Origin of the sequence: Pseudomonas sp. RIT778, from assembly GCF_019718735.1 — a bacterium.
GTDB lineage: Bacteria > Pseudomonadota > Gammaproteobacteria > Pseudomonadales > Pseudomonadaceae > Aquipseudomonas > Aquipseudomonas aphyarum.
The window spans coordinates 112,453-134,562 of sequence record NZ_JAIHBA010000023.1 but is presented as its reverse complement, the minus strand read 5'-3'; the positions used below and the strand labels follow the sequence as shown (position 1 = coordinate 134,562).

The 22,110-nt window shown below is 61.3% G+C and carries 18 protein-coding genes and 1 pseudogene; 12 read left to right on the top strand and 7 right to left on the bottom strand.

The features are described from left to right. A pseudogene (locus tag K5E37_RS29460) lies at positions 1-115 on the top strand (IS110 family transposase); the annotation flags it as partial. Positions 116-205: 90 nt separating this feature from the next. Here K5E37_RS29460 and K5E37_RS17465 read toward each other — a convergent pair. From K5E37_RS17465 to K5E37_RS17455, 3 genes are read right to left on the bottom strand one after another with little or no spacing between them, the layout of a single operon-like run. Then, positions 206-1,600: an efflux transporter outer membrane subunit gene (locus tag K5E37_RS17465; protein WP_221534643.1), complete on the bottom strand. Its 1,395-nt coding sequence runs from the start codon at positions 1,598-1,600 to the stop codon at positions 206-208. Positions 1,601-1,607: 7 nt separating this feature from the next. Then, positions 1,608-3,581: a MacB family efflux pump subunit gene (locus K5E37_RS17460; RefSeq protein WP_221534642.1), complete on the bottom strand. Its 1,974-nt coding sequence runs from the start codon at positions 3,579-3,581 to the stop codon at positions 1,608-1,610. Beyond that, entirely contained in the window at positions 3,582-4,754 is a 1,173-nt protein-coding gene (locus K5E37_RS17455; RefSeq protein WP_007956378.1) for an efflux RND transporter periplasmic adaptor subunit, read from the bottom strand. 319 nt (positions 4,755-5,073) lie between these two features. On the opposite strand from K5E37_RS17455, the gene K5E37_RS17450 reads away from it, so the two are divergent. The 7 genes from K5E37_RS17450 to K5E37_RS17420 all read left to right on the top strand — a co-directional run bounded on the left by K5E37_RS17450 (position 5,074) and on the right by K5E37_RS17420 (position 15,564). Then, positions 5,074-5,556: a sigma-70 family RNA polymerase sigma factor gene (locus K5E37_RS17450; RefSeq protein WP_007956380.1), complete on the top strand. Its 483-nt coding sequence runs from the start codon at positions 5,074-5,076 to the stop codon at positions 5,554-5,556. Positions 5,557-5,669: 113 nt separating this feature from the next. Beyond that, positions 5,670-7,007, top strand: coding sequence for a lysine N(6)-hydroxylase/L-ornithine N(5)-oxygenase family protein (locus K5E37_RS17445; protein WP_221534641.1), 1,338 nt, complete (start codon positions 5,670-5,672; stop codon positions 7,005-7,007). Positions 7,008-7,584: 577 nt separating this feature from the next. Next, on the top strand, positions 7,585-10,284 hold the full coding sequence (gene mgtA, locus K5E37_RS17440) for a magnesium-translocating P-type ATPase (RefSeq protein WP_007956391.1): 2,700 nt from the start codon (positions 7,585-7,587) through the stop codon (positions 10,282-10,284). A gap of 55 nt (positions 10,285-10,339) precedes the next feature. Beyond that, positions 10,340-11,056 carry an MgtC/SapB family protein gene (locus K5E37_RS17435; RefSeq protein ID WP_085607898.1) on the top strand — a complete coding sequence of 239 codons (717 nt, stop codon included), beginning with the start codon at positions 10,340-10,342 and terminating at the stop codon, positions 11,054-11,056. Between the two features lie 109 nt (positions 11,057-11,165). Beyond that, positions 11,166-11,600, top strand: coding sequence for a hypothetical protein (locus K5E37_RS17430; protein WP_007956400.1), 435 nt, complete (start codon positions 11,166-11,168; stop codon positions 11,598-11,600). A gap of 107 nt (positions 11,601-11,707) precedes the next feature. Further along, positions 11,708-12,337 carry a response regulator transcription factor gene (locus tag K5E37_RS17425; RefSeq protein ID WP_085607897.1) on the top strand — a complete coding sequence of 210 codons (630 nt, stop codon included), beginning with the start codon at positions 11,708-11,710 and terminating at the stop codon, positions 12,335-12,337. An 8-nt stretch (positions 12,338-12,345) separates the two neighbouring features. Continuing rightward, positions 12,346-15,564 carry an ATP-binding protein gene (locus K5E37_RS17420; RefSeq protein WP_221534640.1) on the top strand — a complete coding sequence of 1,073 codons (3,219 nt, stop codon included), beginning with the start codon at positions 12,346-12,348 and terminating at the stop codon, positions 15,562-15,564. A gap of 4 nt (positions 15,565-15,568) precedes the next feature. Here the strand turns inward: K5E37_RS17420 and dkgB are convergent, their stop codons facing one another. Next, a complete protein-coding gene (dkgB, locus tag K5E37_RS17415) occupies positions 15,569-16,372 on the bottom strand; it encodes a 2,5-didehydrogluconate reductase DkgB (protein ID WP_085607893.1) in 804 nt (267 codons plus the stop codon). A gap of 221 nt (positions 16,373-16,593) precedes the next feature. Between dkgB and K5E37_RS17410 the strand changes: the two genes are divergently transcribed. Beyond that, positions 16,594-17,460, top strand: coding sequence for a pirin family protein (locus K5E37_RS17410; protein WP_221534646.1), 867 nt, complete (start codon positions 16,594-16,596; stop codon positions 17,458-17,460). 140 nt (positions 17,461-17,600) lie between these two features. Beyond that, positions 17,601-19,043 (top strand): mechanosensitive ion channel family protein, encoded by a 1,443-nt coding sequence (locus K5E37_RS17405; RefSeq protein WP_221534639.1) that lies wholly within the window; start codon positions 17,601-17,603, stop codon positions 19,041-19,043. Between the two features lie 4 nt (positions 19,044-19,047). On the opposite strand, the gene K5E37_RS17400 is transcribed toward K5E37_RS17405, so the two are convergent. Then, positions 19,048-19,635, bottom strand: coding sequence for a GNAT family N-acetyltransferase (locus tag K5E37_RS17400; protein WP_221534637.1), 588 nt, complete (start codon positions 19,633-19,635; stop codon positions 19,048-19,050). Positions 19,636-19,753: 118 nt separating this feature from the next. On the opposite strand from K5E37_RS17400, the gene K5E37_RS17395 reads away from it, so the two are divergent. Both K5E37_RS17395 and K5E37_RS17390 read left to right on the top strand, forming a co-directional pair. After that, positions 19,754-20,548, top strand: a complete 795-nt coding sequence (locus tag K5E37_RS17395) for an exodeoxyribonuclease III (protein WP_221534634.1) — start codon at positions 19,754-19,756, stop codon at positions 20,546-20,548. Positions 20,549-20,649: 101 nt separating this feature from the next. Further along, entirely contained in the window at positions 20,650-21,477 is an 828-nt protein-coding gene (locus K5E37_RS17390; RefSeq protein WP_221534632.1) for an arylamine N-acetyltransferase, read from the top strand. A gap of 3 nt (positions 21,478-21,480) precedes the next feature. On the opposite strand, the gene K5E37_RS17385 is transcribed toward K5E37_RS17390, so the two are convergent. Together K5E37_RS17385 and K5E37_RS17380 are read right to left on the bottom strand one after the other, a co-directional pair. Beyond that, positions 21,481-21,810 carry a BrnA antitoxin family protein gene (locus tag K5E37_RS17385; protein WP_085607883.1) on the bottom strand — a complete coding sequence of 110 codons (330 nt, stop codon included), beginning with the start codon at positions 21,808-21,810 and terminating at the stop codon, positions 21,481-21,483. A 3-nt stretch (positions 21,811-21,813) separates the two neighbouring features. Continuing rightward, positions 21,814-22,098, bottom strand: a complete 285-nt coding sequence (locus tag K5E37_RS17380) for a BrnT family toxin (protein ID WP_221534630.1) — start codon at positions 22,096-22,098, stop codon at positions 21,814-21,816. Positions 22,099-22,110: the final 12 nt, after the last annotated feature.

Genomic DNA, 22,110 nt, shown 5'->3' with positions numbered 1-22,110 from the left:
AACTCAGGCTTTGGTCATCCTCGCCCGTAAGCTTTGCCGGGTGGCATTCGCCCTCATGAAAAATCAGAGCGAATACCAACCGAATCTAAGATTGCAGGGTTCCCCTGCAACATAGAATCTCCCACAGTGATCGTGTCCATTCAGATGGAATGCGGTCGCTGTGGGAGCGAGCTTGCTTGCGAAAGCGGTCTTGAGTTCGCTGCGATTACAGCGCCTGCCACCCACCGCCCAGTGCCTTGTACAACCCGATACTCGCCTGCAATCGCGACAGGCGCAGTTGCACATTCAGATCCTGCGCCGCATACAGCGTGCGCTGGGTTTCCAGCACCGTCAGCAAGTCTTCGGCGCCTGCCTGATAGCGGCTCTGAGCGATGTCGAACGCGGTCTGCGCCTGATTCAACTCTTCACTTTGCCACTGCCGCTGCGCGTCGAGCCCGCGAATGCTGTTCAGGGCTTTTTCGACGTCGGCGAAACCGTTGATGATGGCGGCGCGATAGGTTTCCAGCAGTTCTTCCTGACGGGCCCTGGCCTTGTCGCGCTCGGCACTCAGTCGCCCGTTGTTGAAGACGGGCGCGAGCAGTCCGGCGGTGAGGTTGTAGAACGGGCTGCGGATGATGTCGTCAAACTGGTTGGCGCCGGAGCCGAGCTGGGCAGACAGGGTCACACTCGGCAGCATGGCGGCGCGGGCGACCTTGACGTCGGCTTCGGCCGCCGCCAGTTGCGCCTCGGCGCGGGCGATGTCCGGACGGTGGCTGAGCAGGTCGCTGGGCACGCCGGCGGCGATGGTCGGCCATTGCAGTCGGTCGAACGGCTCCGCGCCGGTTTGCAGATCCTGCACCGGCCGGCCGAGCAGGGCGGCGAGGCTGATCAAAGCGTCCTGGGCCTGTTGTTGCACCAGCGGCAATTGCCGTTGTTGCGCGGCCACCAGGCTTTTCTGCTGGGCCAGTTCCAGTGCGGTGGCCGAGCCTGAATCGAAGCGGGTCTGCACCAGTTTCAACACGTTCTGCGCGTTCGCCAGATTCAGCTCGGCGATACGACTTTGCTCGCGCAGGGACAAGGCCTGCGCATAGGTGTTGGCCACGCCGCTGAGCAAGGTCAGTTCCACGGTCGCCCGATCGAACTCGCTGGCTTGCAGGGCAAACTGTGCACTGTCGCGGGAGGCGCGTTTGCCGCCCCAGAAATCGATTTCGTAAGTAGCGGTCAGGCTGGCGTCGAAATAATCCACCGCCTTGTTGCTGTTGTCGGCGTCGAGCTGGCTGTAGCCGTTACCGCGCAGCAATTTTTGCCGATTGGCATTGGCCCCGGCTTTCACTTCAGGCAACTGCGAGCCGCCGGCAATCACGGTGCCGGCCTGGGCCTGACGTACCCGCGCCATGGCGGCCGCGAGGTCGAAACTGCCGAGGCGGGCCTGTTCGATCAGGCGGTCGAGTTCGGGGCTGCCGAACTGCTTCCACCATTGCGGATCGATGCGGGCGACGCTGGCGCCGTGGGGCGATTGCCAGGTCGCCGGTGGCTGCAAGCCGCTGTCGGGACGCTGGACGGGATTGCCGCAGGCGCTGAGCATCAGGCACACGGTCAACAGGCTGAGGCGCGATTTCATAGATCGATCATTCACTGGTAAGGGCCGTCACCGGGTCGAGTCGGGCGGCTTTGCGGGCCGGCATGAAGCCGAAGACAACACCGGTCACAAGGGCGCAGCCAAAGGCACCGAGCACCGCCATCAAGGAAAACGCCACGGCGACTTCGCTGAGGATCAGCACGCCGCCGACGATCAGCGCCAGGGCGATGCCGGCGATCCCTCCGACCACCGAGAGCATCACCGCTTCGGTGAGGAACTGGCGCAGGATGTCGCGCTGACGGGCACCGGTAGCCATGCGAATCCCGATCTCGCGGGTGCGCTCGCGCACGGTCATCAGCATGATGTTCATCACCCCGATCCCGCCCACCAGCAGCGAAATCGCGGCAATCGAGCCGAGCATCAGCGACAGGGTGTTTTGCGTGCGGGCTTCGGCCTGGATCATCGCGGCGTTGTTGGTCAGTTCGAAATCCTTCTTGCCGTTGTGCAGGCGCAGCATCAGTTGCTCGATCGCGTGTTCGGCTTCCTTGACCTTGCGCGCATCGGCGGCGGCGATCGCCACGTATTCCGGATTGCGTGTGCCGAACAAACGGACGCTGGCGGCGGAGTAGGGCACTGCGATGCGGTTGTCGCTGTCGGAGTCGCCGGAGCTGGCGCCTTTTTCCGCCAGCACGCCGACCACCTGGAAGGGCACGTTCTCGATCAGGATGTATTGGCCGATGGGGTTGGCGACATCCTTGAGCAATTTGGTGCGAACCTTGTGGCCGATCACTGCGACCGCTGCGGCATTGCGTTCATCGGCCTCGGTGAAATAACTGCCCTGCACCACGGGCCAGTTGAAGATCGCCGGGAAGTTGGTGTCGTTGCCGCCGACGTAACTCAAGTAGTCGGCATTGCCGAACCGCACACCGGCTTCGGCGCCGTTGACCGGCATGATTCGCATGACCTGCGGCAGGCTGGCCAGTGCCGCCACGTCATCGAGGGTGACGATGCCTGGCGGTGTGCGCGGGTTGGGTGACGAGCCGCTGAGGTAAATGATGTTCGAGCCGAAGGCGCCCATTTGCGCCATGACCTGGCGCTTGCTGCCTTCGCCGACCGCGAGCATCACCACCACCGAGGCCACGCCAATGATGATCCCCAACAGGGTCAGCGCGGTGCGGAAGCGGTTGATCCACATCACTCGCCAGGCGGCGTGCAGTGCGTCGATCAGTTCGCCTTTCCAGGCGCCTGTCGCTTCGGCGCCTTCAGTCAGGCGCTTGCGCAGATCCACGGCTTGCAAGGCGCCGGGGTTGACGCTGGTCTGGGCCTCGGGGTTATGGCGGGCGCTGTCGCTGACGATCAGGCCGTCGCTGATTTCGATGATGCGTTTGGCTCGCGCGGCCACTTCGCGGTCGTGGGTGATCAGAATGACCACGTGGCCCTGGCTCGCCAGTTCGTCGAGCAGCGCCATGACTTCCTTGCCGCTGTGGCTGTCGAGGGCGCCGGTGGGCTCGTCGGCAAGAATGATGTGGCCGCCGTTCATCAAGGCCCGGGCAATCGACACCCGTTGTTGCTGGCCGCCGGAAAGTTGATGCGGACGGTTGCCGGTGCGCGAGGCCAAGCCGAGGCGGTCGAGCAGGGCGGCGGCACGAGCATGGCGCTCGGCGGCGGGTGTGCCGGCGTAGATCGCCGGCATCTCGACGTTTTCCTGGGCCGAGCCGGACGGAATCAGGTGATAACCCTGGAACACGAAACCAAAGGCCTCGCGGCGTAGCCAGGCCAGTTCGTCGGTGTCCAGGCCAGCGACGTTTTCCCCGGCGAAGCGGTACTCGCCGGTGGTCGGCCGGTCGAGGCAGCCGAGAATGTTCATCAGCGTCGACTTGCCGGAGCCGGAGGCGCCGACGATCGCCACGAATTCGCCGGCGTGGATCGACAGGTCGATACCGCGCAGGACATGAACCTCGGGCGCGTCGCCGCCGCCGTAGGATTTGCGGATGTCCTGCAGGTCGATCAGAGGCGTTTGCATTCAACCTCCGCTGCCGGTGGCCGGGCCGATCACCAAATGATCGCCCTCGTTGAGGCCTTCGAGAATCTGCACTTTCAAGCGGTCGCTGATGCCGGTGCGCACTTCGCGGGTTTCGATCTTGCCGTTGGCGGCGATCACCTGCGCGGTCTGCAGGTTGGCGGTGGTGCTGCCCTGCAGCGCGGCAACCGGTGCGGTAAGCACGTTTTGCGCCTGGTGGGCGACGAAGAAGACTTGCGTGGTCATTTCCGCCATCAGCGCGTTGTCGGCGTTGTCGACGTCCAGCAACACGGTGTACAGCACCACGCGGGCACTCCCGCTTTTGCTGGTGCTGGCGGGGCTGCCGCCACCCTGGCTGGTCTGGTCCAGCGGCTTGGGCGGCACCGGCAGGATCTGCCGCACGGTGCTGCTCCAGCGCCGGTTGCCGCCGCTGAGGGTGGTGAAGTAGGCGGTCATGCCCGGTTTGACGTGGCCGATGTCGGCTTCTGAAACCTCGGCCCATACCGTCATCGGCGACAGTTTGGCGATACGCAGGATCAGTGGCGTCTGCTGCTGGGCGTTGAGGGTCTGGCCTTCACGCGCATCGAGGGCGACCACCGTGCCGGCCATCGGCGCGTAGATGCGGGTGTAGCCGAGTTCGGCCTGGTCGCTGCGCAGGCTGGCTTCGGCCTGACGGATCTGGGCCTGGAACATGTCGATGCGCGCCTGAGTGGCTTTCAGTTCGGCGCGGGCGGTCTGCACGTCTTCTTCGCGGGTCGCGCCGCCGGCGGCGAGATTCTGCTGGCGTTGATATTTCTGTTGCGCCAGTTCGTGCTGGGCTTTTTGCTCCTGCAATTGGGCCTTGAGGTTTTCGATGGAGAAACGCCCGGCGTCGAGTTTGGCTTTTTGCGTGGACGGGTCGATTTCCACCAGCAACTGGCCTTCCTTGACCACGTCACCGACCTCGACGTGGATTTTCTGGATCTGCCCCGACGCCTGGGCGCCGACGTCCACATAGCGGCGCGGCTGCAGCGTGCCCAGCGCGGTGACGCTGCTTTCGATGTCGCCACGGCTGACGGAGACGGTGGCGAACTGATCGCGACCGGGCGGCAGGACTTGCCACGCCGCAACGGCAATCACGGGGATCAGGCAAAGAGCGATGAGCAGGGCGCGTCGGGCGGGGCGGGGACGTTTCATGCGGGGTTCCGGCCAGTGTGAATCGGCCCGTCATCCGGCGGGCACCGCAAGCGGGCACGGCCGAATGCTGTCGCAGGGCACGACAGACACGGGAGGGCTGTTGGTTAAACGAGAGAAGGGGCGGCGAATTTAAGCGCTGAAAAACGCGGTAACAGGTATAGGCGAGAACAATTTGTCGGGCAAACCGAAACAGCGCTTTAAATCTATATGAGAATTACTATAAATTACGCACCTGAAATTGCCACTACCGTGCCACTGCCTGTTTCGACAGTCGCGGATCTGGCTCAAGGATCGAAACCGCACGCTGCGGCGGGGAATCATGTTGGAAAACTACTATCGCGAGTTGGTGTGTTTCCTGAACGCCAGGCTCGGCAACCGTCAGGTGGCCGAAGACGTGGTGCATGACGCTTATCTGCGGGTGCTGGAGCGATCCAGCGAAACGCCGATCGAGCAGCCTCGGGCATTTCTCTATCGCACCGCACTCAATCTGGTGATCGACGACCATCGGCGCAATGCCCTGCGTCAGGTCGAATCGCTGGAAGTGCTCGACAGCGAAGAGCGCTACTTCACCCCGTCCCCCCACAACACCTTCGATCACGGCCAGCGACTGGAGATGCTCCAGCGTGCCCTGGCTGAACTTTCGCCGCTGTGTCGCGAAAGTTTTCTGTTGCGCAAGATCGAAGGTCTGTCGCATCCCGAGATTGCCGAACACCTAGGGATTTCCAAGGCTCTGGTGGAAAAGCACATCGTCAACGCCATGAAGCATTGCCGCCTGCGCATCAAACAATGGGACGCCCATTGAGCCGTCGTCGTTAAATTTTATTTCACTGTCCTCGTTCCTACTCAACAGACGATCTGCTGTCCTGCTCAAGGCCGGTCAGGTCACTCAGGCTTTTCGTCCAGAGGACACTGGAAATGACACAGGCAATTGCATCGCCCATCGTTCACGACCTGATCGGCGTCGGTTTCGGCCCTTCGAACCTGGCGCTGGCCATCGCTCTGCAAGAGCGCGGCCCGATCCAGGGGGAACTGGATGTTCTGTTTCTCGACAAACAACCCAACTACAGCTGGCACGGCAACACCCTGTCGACCCAGAGCGAGTTGCAGATTTCCTTCCTCAAGGATCTGGTGACCCTGCGCAATCCGACCAGCCCGTACTCGTTCGTCAACTACCTCAAGCACCACGGTCGTCTGGTGGACTTCATCAACCTCGGCACCTTCTACCCGTGCCGCATGGAGTACAACGACTACCTGCGCTGGGTGGCTGCGCAGTTCACCGAGCAAAGCCGTTACGGCGAAGAAGTGCTGACCATCGAGCCGGTGCTGCACAACCATCAGGTCGAAGCGCTGCGGGTGATTTCCCGTGGTACGGACGGTCAGCAGTTCGTGCGTACTGCGCGTTCGGTGGTGGTCAGCGCCGGCGGCACGCCGCGCATTCCCGAGGCCTTCAAGGCGCTGAAAGGCGACGGTCGGGTGTTCCATCACTCGCAGTACCTGGCCGAGATGGCCAAGCAGCCGTGCATCAACAACCAGCCGATGAGCATTGCAATCATCGGTGGCGGCCAGAGCGCGGCGGAAGCCTTCATCGACCTGAACGACTCGTTCCCGTCGGTGCAGGTCGACATGATCCTGCGTGGCTCGGCCCTGAAGCCGGCGGACGACAGCCCGTTCGTCAACGAAGTGTTCTCGCCGGAATTCACCGACCTGATCTTCCAGCAGAACAGCAGCGAGCGTGAACGTCTGGTCAACGAGTACCACAACACCAACTACTCGGTGGTCGACATCGACCTGATCGAGCGCATCTACGGCATCTTCTATCGCCAGAAGGTTTCCGGTGTCGCACGCCATGCGTTCCGCACCCTGACCACGGTCGAGAAAGCCACCGCCACCGAACGCGGTATCGAACTGACCGTGCGCAACAACGCCACCGGCGAAGTCACCGTGCGTGCCTACGACGCGGTCGTGCTGGCCACCGGTTACGAGCGTCAGATGCACCGCAAACTGCTGGCGCCGCTGGAAGAGTACCTGGGCGACTTCGAGGTCGATCGCAATTACCGCCTGATCACCGACGAGCGCTGCAAGGCCGGTCTGTACATGCAGGGCTTCTGCCAGGCCAGCCACGGTCTGAGCGATACGCTGCTGTCGATCCTGCCGATCCGCGCGGACGAGATTGCCGGCTCGCTGTATGAGCATGGCAAGAACCGTGGGCACAGCCGTTCGGTGATGGATCTGTTGTTGGCGACTGCCAGCTAAACCAGACCGTTGATCGTTCCCACGCTCTGCGTGGGAATGCTTCAAGGGACGCTCTGCGTTCCAATGGGACGCAGAGCGTCCCCGGCTGCATTCCCACGCAGAGCGTGGGAACGATCTCGGCGATCTCGGGGGCAATCCTGAACCCTTCCTGAACACCCGCCACATTCCCCGACACACTTCCTTTTGCGGGTTTACTCTCCAGACATCGGGGCGTAAGCTTCGCGCGTTTTCATCAATAGCGGAGACCCACAGTGGGTACTTGTTCGAGTGACAGTTGTCGGCCGGTCCTTGTAACCGGCAGATTCTCGGCAAGATAACGCGCATTCCTTTGTGCCGTTGTCTCGCCGAACAGCGAGCAGCGGCATCCCGATCATGACCGGTCCCGGTCATGTCCCGACGTCCTTCTCATCGACACTGAAAAGCCTGTGAAGTCGACTTCATCGTCGTCATTGCAGCCCTATCGACACGCCTGTCTTTTCTGACCGGCGCGCCACGCCTTGCCGTGCCGGTTTTCCGGTGCCCAGGACGAGGACGTACCTGCTCGACGGTTTCCCGGCTGACCATAGGGGCAACAGCCATGAAACTTACGCTCAAGGAATTTTTCGCAGGCTTCCTGCGGACCCGCCACATCGCCCGGCACTTCCGTCGCCTGGCCTTGCTGGAAACCCTCAGCGACACCACGGTCAGCCGTGAAGTGCCGCCGACTCTCGCCAATACACTGGTGGACGCCGCCCATTGCGACAGCGGCGTGCTGCTGTCGAACCTCGGCACTCACACCGACGGCCTCACCGATTTCGAAGTCGATGTGCTGCGTGCGCAGCATGGCCTCAACGAAGTCGAACACGAGCAACCGCTGCCGTGGTGGACCCACCTGTGGCACTGCTACAAAAACCCGTTCAACCTGCTGCTGACCTTGCTTGCGGTGATCTCGTGGCTGACCGAAGACCTCAAGGCCGCCATCGTGATTTTCTCGATGGTGGTGCTGTCGACGCTGCTGCGCTTCTGGCAGGAAAGCAAATCCAACCAGGCCGCCGACGCGCTCAAAGCGATGGTCAGCAACACCGCCACGGTGCTGCGCCGGGATGCGCCGCGCGCTGAATTGCCGATCAAGCAATTGGTGCCCGGCGATCTGATCGTGCTGTCGGCCGGCGACATGATTCCTGCCGATTGCCGGGTGCTCAGCGCCAAGGACCTGTTCGTCAGCCAGGCGGCGATGACCGGCGAATCGATGCCGGTGGAAAAATTCCCGCGTCAGGCCGATCGCGACACGCGCAATCCGCTGGAACTCGACAACATCCTGTTCATGGGCACCAACGTGGTGTCCGGTACGGCGGTGGCGGTGATTCTCACCACCGGCAACAGCACCTATTTCGGTGCGCTGGCGCAGCGGGTCGGGGCGACTGATCGCGCGGTGACTTCGTTTCAGCAAGGCGTGAACAAAGTCAGCTGGCTGCTGATCCGCTTCATGTTCGTCATGGCGCCGCTGGTGTTGTTCATCAACGGTTTCACCAAGGGCGACTGGACCGAAGCACTGCTGTTCGCGCTGTCGATTGCCGTGGGCCTGACCCCGGAAATGCTGCCGATGATCGTCACCTCGACGCTGGCCAAGGGCGCGGTGTTCCTGTCGCGCAAGAAAGTCATCGTCAAACGTCTGGATGCGATCCAGAACTTCGGCGCCATGGACGTGCTGTGCACCGACAAGACCGGCACTTTGACCCAGGACAAGATCTTCCTGGCGCGTAACGTCGACGTTTGGGGCGAAGACTCCGATGACGTGCTGGAAATGGCTTACCTCAACAGCTACTACCAGACCGGCCTGAAAAACCTGCTTGATGTGGCGGTGCTGGAACACGTGGAAATCCACCGTGAGCTGAAGGTCGGCACGGCGTTTCGCAAGGTCGACGAGATCCCGTTCGACTTCAATCGTCGGCGCATGTCGGTGGTCGTCGAAGGGCGCGGCCAGCCGCATCAACTGATCTGCAAAGGCGCGGTTGAAGAAGTGCTGGCGGTGTGCAGCCGGGTTCGTCACGGTGAAGTCGACGAAGCCTTGAGCGATGAATTGCTGGCGAAAATCCGTCAGGTCACCGCAGCATTCAACGCTGAAGGCTTGCGCGTGGTCGCGGTGGCGGCACGGTCGATGCCTGAAGGACGCGACACTTACAGCCTGGGCGACGAGCAGGAACTGACGCTGATCGGTTATGTGGCGTTCCTCGATCCACCGAAGGAAAGCACCGCACCAGCGCTGAAGGCCTTGGCCGAACACGGCGTGGCCGTGAAAGTGCTGACCGGCGACAACGAGCTGGTGACCGCCAAGATCTGCCGCGAAGTGGGCCTGGCCCAGCAAGGCCTGCTGATGGGCAACGACATCGAACGCATGAGCGACGCGGAACTGGCGGTGGCGGTGGAAACCACCAACGTGTTCGCCAAGCTGACGCCGTCGCACAAGGAACGCATCGTGCGCATCCTCAAGGGCAACGGTCACGTGGTCGGGTTCATGGGCGACGGCATCAACGACGCCCCGGCGCTGCGCACCGCAGACATCGGGATTTCCGTGGACAGCGCGGTGGACATCGCCAAGGAAGCGGCCGACATCATCCTGCTGGAAAAGAGCCTGATGGTGCTGGAGGAGGGCGTGCTGGAAGGGCGCCGGACCTTCGCCAACATGCTCAAGTACATCAAGATGACCGCCAGCTCGAACTTCGGCAACGTGTTCTCGGTGCTGGTGGCCAGCGCGTTCATTCCGTTCCTGCCGATGCTGCCGATGCACCTGCTGGTGCAGAACCTGCTGTATGACATTTCGCAGATCGCGATCCCGTTCGACAACGTCGACGACGAGATGCTGAAACAGCCGCAACGCTGGCAGCCAGGGGACGTCGGGCGCTTCATGCTGTTCTTCGGCCCGATCAGTTCGATCTTCGACATCACAACGTTCGCCTTGATGTGGTACGTGTTCGATGCCAACACCCCGGATCACCAGACCCTGTTCCAGTCCGGCTGGTTCGTGGTGGGGCTGCTGACCCAGACGCTGATCGTGCACATGATCCGCACGCCGAAGATTCCGTTCCTGCAAAGCCGCGCGGCCATGCCGTTGCTGGTGATGACCGGAATCATCATGGCCGTGGGCATCTTCCTGCCGATGGGGCCGCTGGCGCACTACTTCAAATTGCAGGCACTGCCGTCGATGTACTTCGTGTTCCTGCCGGTGATCCTGCTGGCGTACATGGCGCTGACTCAAGCCGTCAAAGGCTTCTACATCCGCCGGTTCGGCTGGCAGTAACAGGCAAGAATTCCCCCCTTGTGGGAGCAAGGGGGGCGGTTTCAAGGAGTTCGACATGCAAGCGATCAACAATCTCAACCTCACCTCATTGCTCGACACTTTGGTCAGCCTCAGCGCGGCGTTCATCCTCGGCGGCCTGATCGGCTTCGAACGCCAATACCGGCAACGCACGGCGGGCTTGCGCACCAATGTTCTGGTGGCGGTCGGCGCGGCGATTTTCGTCGACATGGCCAACCGTCTCGCCGGTGCCGAAGGCGCGGTCCGGGTGGTCGCGTATGTGGTTTCCGGCATCGGTTTTCTCGGTGCCGGCGTGATCATGCGCGAAGAAGGCAACGTGCGCGGGCTCAACACCGCGGCCACGCTCTGGACCTCGGCGGCCGTTGGTGCCTGCGCCGGTGCCGACCTGCTGGCCGAAGCGGTGCTGGGCACTTTGTTCGTGCTCGCCGCCAATACCTTGCTGCGGCCGATCGTCAACAACATCAACCGTCAGCCGCTGGACGTGGTCTCGGCGGAAGTCACCAACATCGTCTACGTCATCGCCCGGCGTTCGCAGCAGACCGCCGTGTTCGCCTTGCTTGAAGCCGAGCTCGAACGCAGCAACTACCCGGCCAGTGACGTCGATGTGCACGCCTTCGGGGCCGATGAAATCGAGATCGAAGCGACGCTGGCGACCACTTCGGTGGACGGCGATGAGCTGGATGCACTGGTGAAGCGGATTTCCACTTCAAGCCTGGTGGTGCAGGCGTTCTGGAGTCCGAGCACGACGGAGTAACTTTTTTAATCCGGATGAGTGACGGTTTTTTTCGGAAAAGTCCTACAGAGCGTATCCCGATGCTTGGGTAGTCTTGCCGTCACTTCAAGCGAATACCCGGACTTTCACATTGACCGACAAAACCCTGCGCATTCTGATCGCCGACTTGCAGCATTTTCACCGGATGAAGATCGAGCGGATGTTCAACGGCCTCGATTACTACCGTATTGCACCAGTGCAGAACCTTGCCGAACTGCTGACGCTGGTCGATTACGGCGGTCAGCCGTTCGATGTCCTGGTGATCAATGCCGAACTGGCGGCCGGAATGGCGGATCTTCGCGGTTTTCTGTTTGATCATCCGCAAATCCGGCGGGCGCTGGTCTATGGTGAGCCGGTGGACTCCTCCGGTGTTCCCGGGCATTTCGGGGCAAAGATCATCACCAGCCCTGCGCCTTTGCCTTCAATCCGCGCCATCGAACAGTTGATGACCTCGGTCGAGGCTTCGTTCGGGCGCCCATCGCGTGTTCGATCACAGATCGGTCTGGCGCACAACTGTCAGATCTGACAGGTGATTCAGCGTGCACAGCGTGCAACAGTAGTAGCGCAGCTACCAATAGTCCCGTTCATGCAAGATCGGTGGCGCCATGTCAGGTATTCGCCCCGGGAGTGGTCATGGGTTCAGCATTGATTGTTGATGATCACCCAGTGGTGGTGGGTGCCGTTCGTATGGTTCTGGAGTCCGCAGGTTACGAACCGATCCATGTGACTGGCAAAGGTGTCGATGTGGTGTCGATGCTACGTGAACACGCGCCGGAGCTGGTCGTGCTCGACTTGAAACTCGATGGCTTCGGCGGCCTGGAGGTGTTGGCGCGCATCAGGGCCATCGGGCTGGTCTGCAAAGTGTTGATCTTCACCGCGGCCGACCCTGAACACTATCTGATGCGTTGCCGGCGTGCGGGGGCGATGGCTTTTGTCGCCAAATCCGCCTCGATGCAGCATTTGCAAAATGCAATCAAGGCCGTCCGTTCGGGTTATACCTACTTTCCCGAAATGCCTGTGGTCAATGCCGGGCAATCCGAAGCGCACCGCGATGAGCGAGAGTTGATTGCACTTCTGTCCACCCGCGAAATGGAGATCATGCTGAAGCTGGCCAGAGGTGAATCCAACAAGCATATTGCTCTGAAGATGAACCTCAGTCACAAAACCATCAGCACCTACAAGACCCGCTTGATGCTGAAACTCGGGGTAAGCTCGCTGGTGGTGTTGCGAGAGTTTGTCCAACGCAACGGCCTGTTTCCATAGGCCGCCCCATGATGTGTCTTCTGCGGTTGGTTTCTCTGTCGATACTGATGCTTGCAAGCCTGGTGCACGCGACCGAGGCGCAACGGCTGGAAATCGTCTCCCGCACCCGCCTTGAGGGTGTGCAGATTCAACTGGATGAGCAGGATCGGCAGTGGCTCCGTGCGCATCCGGTATTGCGCATCGGTGCCTCCTGGCCGGATTACCCGCCCTTCGAGCTGACCCGCAAGCGTCATGAACAGGAAGGCCTTACGGCCGATTACGCCAACGCAATTGCACAGATTTTGAACATAGCCGTTGAAGTCTGGTGCTATTCCGACCGCGCAAGCGCCATGGCTGCGCTCAAGGCCGGTGAGGTAGACCTGCTGGGCACGTCGAACAAGTTCGAAGAAGCTGATTCCGACCTCATGCTGTCCCGTGCCTACGCCGAGGATCAGCCGATGTGGGTGACTCGGATCGACGAACCGTTGCCTGGCGATCTGGCTGGCAAACGCATCGCCATGGTGGACGACTACCTGCCAGCCTCGACCATCCAGGAGGCTTACCCGCAAGCCTCCCTGCAGCGTTACAGGTCGATTTTCGATGCCCTCGGCGCCGTGGCGTACGGCACGGATGCGGTTTACGTTGGCGACTTCATCAGCGCCAGCTATCTGCTCAACACGATCTTTCACAACGACCTGCAACTGGCCGGGCCTTCGGGCCTTGACGCCAACCCGTTCGGCTTTGCCCTGGCCCGCAGCAATACGCGTTTGAAAGGTCTGGTCGACAAAGCCCTGCTGGCCATTCCCATGGAACAGCGCCTGGCCATCGAGCTGCGCTGGAGCGCCGGTCGCGCGGACGTGGCTGCGCAGTCGCAGGTGAGCCTGAGCGACAGCGAGCAACAATGGCTGGATCAGCATCCGGTGGTGCGGGTCGGCGCTATCGATGATTTTGCACCGCTGACATTCTTTGACGCTGATGGCCGTTTCAGTGGGCTGGCCGCCCAATTGCTCAACCTGATCAGTCAGCGCAGTGGCCTGACATTCGAGGTGGTGCGCGGTCGGTCGCTGGATCGTCAGGTCGAGCAACTCAAAAGCGGTGCGCTGGATCTGTTGCCGGTGTTGACACCGAGCCGCGAGCGCGAAACCAAAATGCTGTTCACCCGATCGTACGTCAACAGCCCCTTTGTGCTGATTGCCGATTCAAAGGCACACGCGCCGCGCAGCCTTGAAGACATGGCGGGCAAACGTCTGGCGCTTTATGGCGGTAATCCGTTGCGCGATTATCTGCTGGAGAACGTGCCGCAGATCAGCCTGATCGAGTTGCCAAGCCCGGCCGACGGCACGCAGGCGCTGCTCGACGGCAAGGCCGATGCGACATTGAGCTCGTTGCTGGTGGCGCGCTACCAGATCGATCACCAATACCGCGATCGCTTGCGGATTGTCTCCACGCTGGGCGATTTGCCGGCCCGGGTTGCCATGGCGACAGCGCTCGACGCCCCGCAGTTGCAATCGATTCTGAACAAGGCACTGCTGAGCATCGCCCCCCAGGACATTGACGGTCTGGTCGCGCGTTGGAGTCGTAACGTGGTGCTGCAAGACAGCTATTGGCAGCGTCATCAAACGCAAATACTGCGCGGGTTTGCAGTGGCGGCAGGGCTGTTGCTGTTGGCGTTGGGCTGGATCGGCTTTCAGCGTCGGCAGATCCGCCAGCGCCAGCAATGGCTTGGGCAGTTGCAGGAGGCCAAGGACGCAGCCGATGAAGCCAATCGCGCCAAGAGCACCTTTCTGGCGACCATGAGCCATGAAATCCGCACACCGATGAACGCCCTGATCGGCATGCTCGAACTCGCCCTCAAACGTGCCGATGAAGGCGTGACCGATCGCCAGGCGATCGAGGTGGCGTCCAGCGCGGGGCAGCAACTGCTGGCATTGATCGGCGATATTCTCGACATCGCACGCATCGAGTCCGGGCATCTGTCGCTGGGCCCCGAGCGCGTCAATCTGCATGAAGTGGTGGCGTCGGTGTGTCGGATTTTCGAAGGCCTGGCCCGGCAGAAACAATTGTTGTGGCATGTAGAAATGGATGAGCGCAGCAACGTCGTGGTGATGCTCGATCCCCTGCGGTTCAAACAAGTGCTGTCGAACCTGCTGAGCAATGCAATCAAGTTCACCGAGGACGGCGAGGTGAGCCTGCGCCTGCGCGTGTTCGGCGAACAGGACGGGCTGATTGAAGTGGGCGTGGCCATTGAAGACAGTGGCCGGGGGATCAGCGCCGAGGATCAGCAGCGGTTGTTCAGACCGTTTGTGCAGGTCGGCGATCATCAGTCTGTGGCGCATGGCGGTTCTGGCCTGGGGCTGGTGATCAGCCGCAATCTGTGCCGGATGATGGGCGGCGATTTGTGGATGACCAGCGAACCGGGCAGGGGCACTCAGGTCATGCTGCGAATGGAACTGCCGGTGCTGGCGCCGCTGGTGCAAGAGGCTGTACCGGTGCCAGCGGCGACGATGGTTAATTCGCTGAACGTGCTGGTGGTGGATGACCATCCGGTGAATCGCCTGCTGCTGTGTCGGCAGTTGAGTGAGCTCGGGCATCGTGCCGTTGACGCCGGTGGCGGTGAGGAGGGGCTGGCGCTTTGGCGCGGGCACGCCTTCGATGCACTGATCACTGACTGCAACATGCCGGGGCTCAACGGTTACGAGCTGACGCGCGCGGTACGTCAGGAAGAAGCCGCGACGGGTAGAGCGCCCTGTCTGATCCTCGGATTTACCGCCAATGCGCAGATGGAAGAGAAGCAGCGATGCCGGGCAGCCGGGATGGACGATTGTCTGTTCAAACCGGTTCTGCTGCGTGAATTGAGCCAGGCCCTGATGGCCGCAACATCCGAAGGCGCGCAGATCGAAAGCGTGGATGATCCGGCAGTGGCCGAGTTCGATCTGAGCGCACTGTTGCAACTGGCAGGCGCGGACAACCCGCTGATCGGGCAATTGCGTGAGGAAGTACTGAGTAGTCTGCGCATCGACCTGAAGCGTCTGGAGGAATCGGGCCGTAAAAGTGATCGCGCAGATTTACGTGATCTGGCGCATCACGTCACAGGCGGGGCGCACATGATCGGTGCCGAGCGCGTGGTCTCGGCGTGCCGGGTACTCGAACAGGCTTGCCGTGACGATGAGCCCGAAGCGGCATTGACGACCGCCATCGAGTTGCTGCGCGTGGCCATGCACGACCTCGCGCAGCAGCTTCAGGCTTGAGCGGTCAGTCCCACTGCGGCGCGATGCCTTTGGGGCTGGTCAGGCGATGGCCGCGATCCAGCGTGGCGATCAGCGCCATGTCGGCGTCGCTCAGGGTCAGCGCTGTGGCGCCGAGGTTGCCTTGCAGGTTGGCGCGTTTGGTCGACGACGGAATCACCGCGTAACCCGATTGCATCGCCCACGCCAGAGTGACCTGCGCCGGGGTGGCGTGCAGACGCTCGGCGATCTGCACGATCAGCGGATCCTTCAGCACTTCGCCATAGGCCAGGGTCATGTACGACGTGATCTGAATGCCCTGACTTTGCGCGAACTCGACGACCTTGCGGTTTTGCAGGTACGGGTGCAGCTCGATCTGGTTGGTGGCGATGTTTTCCGCGCCGACCGCAGCAATCGCCTGTTTCATCAAGTCGATGGTGAAGTTGGATACGCCGATCTGCCGGGTCAGGCCCAGGCGTTTGGCTTCCAGCAGCGCGCCCATGAATTCTTCGACCGGCACCTGATCTTCCGGCGATGGCCAGTGGATCAGCGTCAGGTCGAGGTAGTCGGTCTGCAGTTTTTGCAGGCTCTCTTTGAGGCTTTCAATCAGCCGGTCTTTGGCGAAGTTGGCGATCCAGATCTTGCTGGTGATGAACAGTTCTTCACGGGCGATGCCGCTGGCAGCGATGGCCTCGCCAACGTCGGCTTCGTTTTCGTAGATCTGCGCGGTGTCGATGACCCGGTAACCGAGCTCAAGGGCAGTGCTCACCGAATCGATGACCACCTGGCCTTGCAGGCGAAACGTACCAAGACCGAAAGCGGGAACAGACATGCAGAGACTCCAGGGTTGCAGTGGGAATGGGCAGGAGTATCCGCGTCTGATTCCTCGGGAAAAACCGCTGTCGGGGCAAAGTACTGTTGACTGGAAGTCACGAATCACCGCGATCGGTATCGTTCCATCAGTAGAACGATGAGGACGGTTTTGGCTGACTAGTACTAAATACGTGGCGAATTTATGATCGGTCCATGATCAATCTGATTGTGGAGTCCACCATGAAAAACCTGATCGGTATCTACACCAGCCCTCGCGGCCACTGGGTCGGCGATGGGTTTCCGGTGCGTACCCTGTTTTCCTACGACAATTTGGGCAAGCACATCAGCCCGTTCCTGCTGCTGGATCACGCCGGGCCCGCGCAATTCACCCCGACCACCGCACGCCGTGGCGTGGGTCAGCATCCGCACCGTGGCTTCGAGACCGTGACCATCGTTTACGAAGGCGAAGTGCAGCACCGCGATTCCACCGGCAGCGGCGGCACCATCGGCCCGGGCGATGTGCAGTGGATGACGGCGGCTTCCGGAATCCTGCATGAAGAATTCCACTCGGAAAACTTCGCCCGAACCGGCGGCAACCTGGAAATGGTGCAGTTGTGGGTGAATCTGCCGGCCAAGGACAAAATGGCCGAGCCGGGGTACCAGACCATTCTGGACAGTGATATCCCGCAAATTGCGCTCAAGGACGGTGCCGGCAGCCTGCGTCTGATCGCCGGTGAGTTCGACGGCCACAAGGGCCCGTCCCGCACGTTCACGCCTATCGATGTCTGGGATCTGCGGCTGAACAGCGGCAAGTTGCTCTCGCTCGATCTGCACGAAGGCCGCAACACCGCACTGGTGGTGTTAAAGGGTTCGGTACAGATCAACGGTGTGGAGTCGATGCGCGAAGGGCAACTGGCGCTGTTCGAGCGTGATGGCGATCGCATCACCCTCGAAGCCAGCCAGGACGCGGTGGTGTTGCTGCTCAGCGGCGAGCCGATCAACGAGCCGATCGTCGGCCACGGCCCGTTCGTGATGAACACCGAGCAGGAAATCCATCAGGCCTTCGCCGACTTCCAGTCCGGCCGCTTCGGCCAGATGCACGGCTGAAAAAAACCGGCAGGCGCCACGTGCGCCTGCCGGTTTTTTTTGAGCGCGTGCAGTGGCGCTCATCCCGCCAAATCAATTCCTCCTACACTGAGCCCAATCTGTGCGATCTTCTCGCGACTGGCCCCTGTCGGAGTTGTTTGATGCTGTCTCTGCTCACCGATCATCCGTTGTTTTGCGCCTTGATCCTGATCCTCATCGATCTCGGACTGTGGCGTTTGATCAGCTCCCACGGCAGTGCGTGGAAACTGTTGGTGCGGGTGCTGATTTTTGCCCTGTTCAGCATTCTGCTGTTCAACGAAGGGCTCAACCCGATGGAGCCTGCGCCGTGGGCCGACAATGTGCCGTTGCACCTGGCGGCGACCGGTTTGCAGATCGGCTGGTGGCTGTTCGGCGCGCGTACTCTGACGGTGCTGATCGGCGCGGTGATGATGCAGCGGGTCGGGCACACCGGGCGGTTGCTGCAGGATCTGCTGGGTGCGGTGATCTTCCTGATCGCCATTATCGCGGCGCTGGCCTACGTGCTGGATCTGCCGGTCAAGGGCGTGCTGGCAACGTCCGGGGCGTTGGCGATCATCGTCGGTCTGGCGTTGCAGAGCACCTTGAGCGACGTGTTTTCCGGGATCGTGCTCAACACCACCAAGCCCTATCAACTGGATGACTGGATCTCCATCGACGGCACCGAAGGGCGGGTCACCGACATCGACTGGCGCGCCACGCGCCTGCAAACCAGTCAGGGCAGCATGGCGGTGATTCCCAACTCGCTGGCGGCCAAGGCCAAGATCATCAACTTCAGCCGGCCGAGCAATATGTTCGGGGTTGCCGTCAGCGTGCAGGTCAGCCCCCATGCGCGGCCCAGTTCGGTGATCGATGCCCTGGAGCGGGCGATGCAGGGCTGTCGCCAATTGCTGGATAGCCCCGCGCCGAGTGTCGCACTGAAGAGCTCCAGCAGCGCCGGCGCCGAATATGAAATCAGCGGGTTTGTCGCCTCAATGAGCGAAAAACGTGTGGTGCGCAATCAGCTGTTCGACCTGGCGTACCGGCATCTGCAGGCGTCCGGGGTCAATCTGCTGTCGAGCGATGAGCCGGGCGTGGCGAGCAACCTCTCGCGGCCACGGGCGCTGCTCGACAGTTCGCCGATTTTCTCCACCCTGCGTCAGGAGGAGAAGGAAACCTTCAGCCAGAACATGACCCTGCAGACCTTCCGTGCCGGCGAGATGATTCTTGCGGGCGGCGAGGTCAGCGATCATCTGTTCATCATCGAGTCCGGCGTGGTCTCGGTGACGCTCAAGCGCCACGGCACGCCATTCGAGTCCGGGCGGATGGGGCCTGGCGAAGTGATTGGCGAGGCGGGGATTCTGTCCGATACGTCATTGCCGGCCGACTTCTCCGCCAAGACCTTCTGCGCGCTGTACCGCATCGAGAAGTCTTATCTCAAGCCGTGCCTGGATGCCCGTCACGACATCAACGACGCGATGCAGGCGCTGCTCGATTTCCGCCTGCACAAGGCGCAATCCCTGACGGAAGAAACGCCGGTGGCGCTGCCGAAGAAAGGTTTCCTGCAATGGCTGCGCAATCGCGTCTGACTGTTCAGCGCAGGCCGTAATCCGCCAGTTTGCGTTCCAGGTTCAGGCGCACTTGCGGCCATTCGTCATCGATGATGCTGAAGCGCACCGAGTTGCGCTTGCGGCCGTCCGGCATGATGCGTTCGTGGCGGACGATGCCTTCCTGTTGCGCGCCGAGGCGCAGGATCGCGTTGCGCGACTTCTGGTTGTTTTCGTCGGTGGTGAACTGCACCCGCACACAATCGAGCACCTCGAAGGCGTGGCGCAGCATCAGGTACTTGGCCTCGGTGTTGACGAAGGTTTTCTGAAAGCGTGCCGAAATCCAGCTGCTGCCGATCTCCAGCTTGCGGTTGAGCGGGTCGATCTTCCAGAACCGGGTCGAGCCGATCACTTCGCCGGTTTCCTTCAGCACGATGACAAACGGCATGACCGTCCCAGCCTCACGGCCGTCGAGGGGCTTTTTCAGGTAAGCGTCGACGGTGGTGGCCGAGGGGACCACGGTGACCGTGAGATTCCACAGTTCACCGTCGGCGGCAGCATGGAGCAGGGCGTCGGCGTCGGTGTATTGAAGCGGGCGCAGGATGATTCCCTGGCCTTGCAGCGTGGTTTGCATGTGGGGATTCTCGGCGGTTCAGGCGAGGGCCTATTACGCCGTACGGGAAGGATCCGACGCAACCGTCGCGGTCGGCGGATGTCACAGTTTTTATCGGTCAATGGCAGGAAACCGGACGATGAAAAAAATGCGCATTGCCACGTTCAACGTCAACGGCCTGCGGGCCCGACTGCCGAACCTGCTGGAATGGCTCAGGCGCGAGCAGCCGGACATCGTCTGCTTGCAGGAGCTGAAACTGGTGGACAGCGCATTTCCTGCCGCCGATCTGGAGGCCGCCGGTTATGGCGCCATCTGGCACGGTCAGGCGTCATGGAACGGCGTGGCGATTCTTGCCCGCGATGCGCAACCGCTGGAGAGCCGGCGCGGTCTGCCCGGCGATCCTGACGACAAACACAGCCGCTACCTCGAAGCGGCGGTGCACGGGGTGTTGGTGGGGTGCCTGTACCTGCCCAATGGCAATCCGCAGCCGGGGCCGAAATTCGACTACAAACTGGCCTGGTTCGAGCGTCTGATCAAATACGCCCAGGATCTGCAAAGCAGCGACCACCCGGTGGTGCTGGCCGGCGATTACAACGTGGTGCCCACCGATCTGGATATCTACAACACCCGTTCGTGGCTCAAGGATGCGCTGTTGCAACCGCAAAGCCGCGAGTGCTATCAGCGCCTGCTGGATCAGGGCTGGACCGATTCGTTGCGGCATTTGTATCCCGAAGATCGCCTCTATACGTTCTGGGATTATTTTCGCCAGCACTGGCAGAAGAACTCCGGGCTGCGGATCGACCATCTGCTGCTCAATCCGACGCTGAGCCCTTATCTGCACGAGGCCGGTGTGGATGCCTGGGTGCGCAACGAACCGCATGCCAGCGACCACGCGCCGACGTGGATTCGCATCGATTCGCGTAAAAGACGCTAGCAGGTGATTGGTTAATTCAATTGTCGATTCGATGCCCGGATCCCGTATACATGGCGACCATCGGCGGAACGATCCGCGCCCCCATGCAAAAGGACCCAGCCATGAGCGAGCCACGCCTGACGAATCTGCAACAGTACCTGCAACGCCTGGGATTCGATGCGCCCCCGGCACCGACTCTTGAAACCCTGCGCCTGTTGCAGCTGCGCCATACCGGCGCCTTTCCATTCGAAAACCTGTCGACGCTCAGTGGCGAACCCGTCCTGATCGATCTGCCCTCCATCGAACGCAAGGTCTTGAATGACGCCCGGGGCGGTTACTGCTACGAGCTGAACAATCTGTTTCTGGCGTTGCTGCTGGAACTGGGGTTCGATGCTCGTGGCATCAGCGGGCGAGTGGTCATGAATCAGCCCGAGGGCAGCTGGACGGCGCGCACCCACCGCTTGAGCCTGGTGACGATTGACGACGTGCGCTACATCACCGACGTCGGCTTCGGCGGCATGGTGCCGACCGCGCCGCTGGTGCTCGATACCGACGCCGAGCAATCCACGCCGCACGAACCGTATCGGATCGAAGTGCAGGCCGATGGCTACATGCTGCGGGCCAGGGTTGCTGGAGAATGGCGGCCGATGTACCTGTTCGACCTGCAACGCCAGGAAGACATCGATTACACCCTCGGCAACTGGTACGTCTCGACTCACCCGGACTCACCATTTGCCCAGCGCCTGATGGTCGCGCGTACGGGCGACGGCTGGCGGCGTACGTTGAACAACGGCAGTTTCGCGATCCACCGCATCGGCGCCGAGAGCGAGCGGCGTGAAGTGACGGATGTCGATGAACTGATCGAATTGCTGGAACGGGAATTCGGCCTGCGCTTGCCGCACCAGCCCGGTGCACGTCTGGCGCTGGCGCGCTTGATTCAGCCGGTTTGAAACCTAAGGTTTTGCCTCCGGCTCCAGCACCCGCCGGATCTCGTTCACGGCCGCCGACAGTTTTTTCTCAAGGCTCTTGAGGTCGGTGGCGGTGATGCCTTGCTTGAATTGCCCGCTGGAATGCTCGAGTTCCTCGGTTGCACCACGGCTGTTAAGCAATGCGTGGCGCAGGGTGTTGTTGATTACCGTCTGATAGCCAAACCCTTCCTCTTCGGCGACCGTACGTGCCGCTTCGATGACCGCATCATCAAGCATGATGGTGATGCGCGTTTTACCCTTGTTGGACGCCAATGCGCCGCGTTTTCCCTGAGAAAAGTCGTATTCGTCTTTCATGGGTCAAACCTCCAGAAAATATTCGCGACGTTCACTCGGTGTAGCGATACGTGCGGAAATGATTCGAACCAAATTCGGCTCCCGATAGCTGTACACGACGACCAGCAAACGTCCCTTGCCGTCGTTGCCGAGAGTGATCCAGCGTTGTTCGTCATGGTCGTTATCCTCAATCGTCAATGCTCGCTCATCGTGGAAGACCGGTTCGGCCTCGGCGAGGCTGATCCCTCTGTGCTTGAGTTTGTTGGCAGCATTCTTGCTTTTGTCGAACTGAATCTTGAATGACTTCATTATGCATACTTT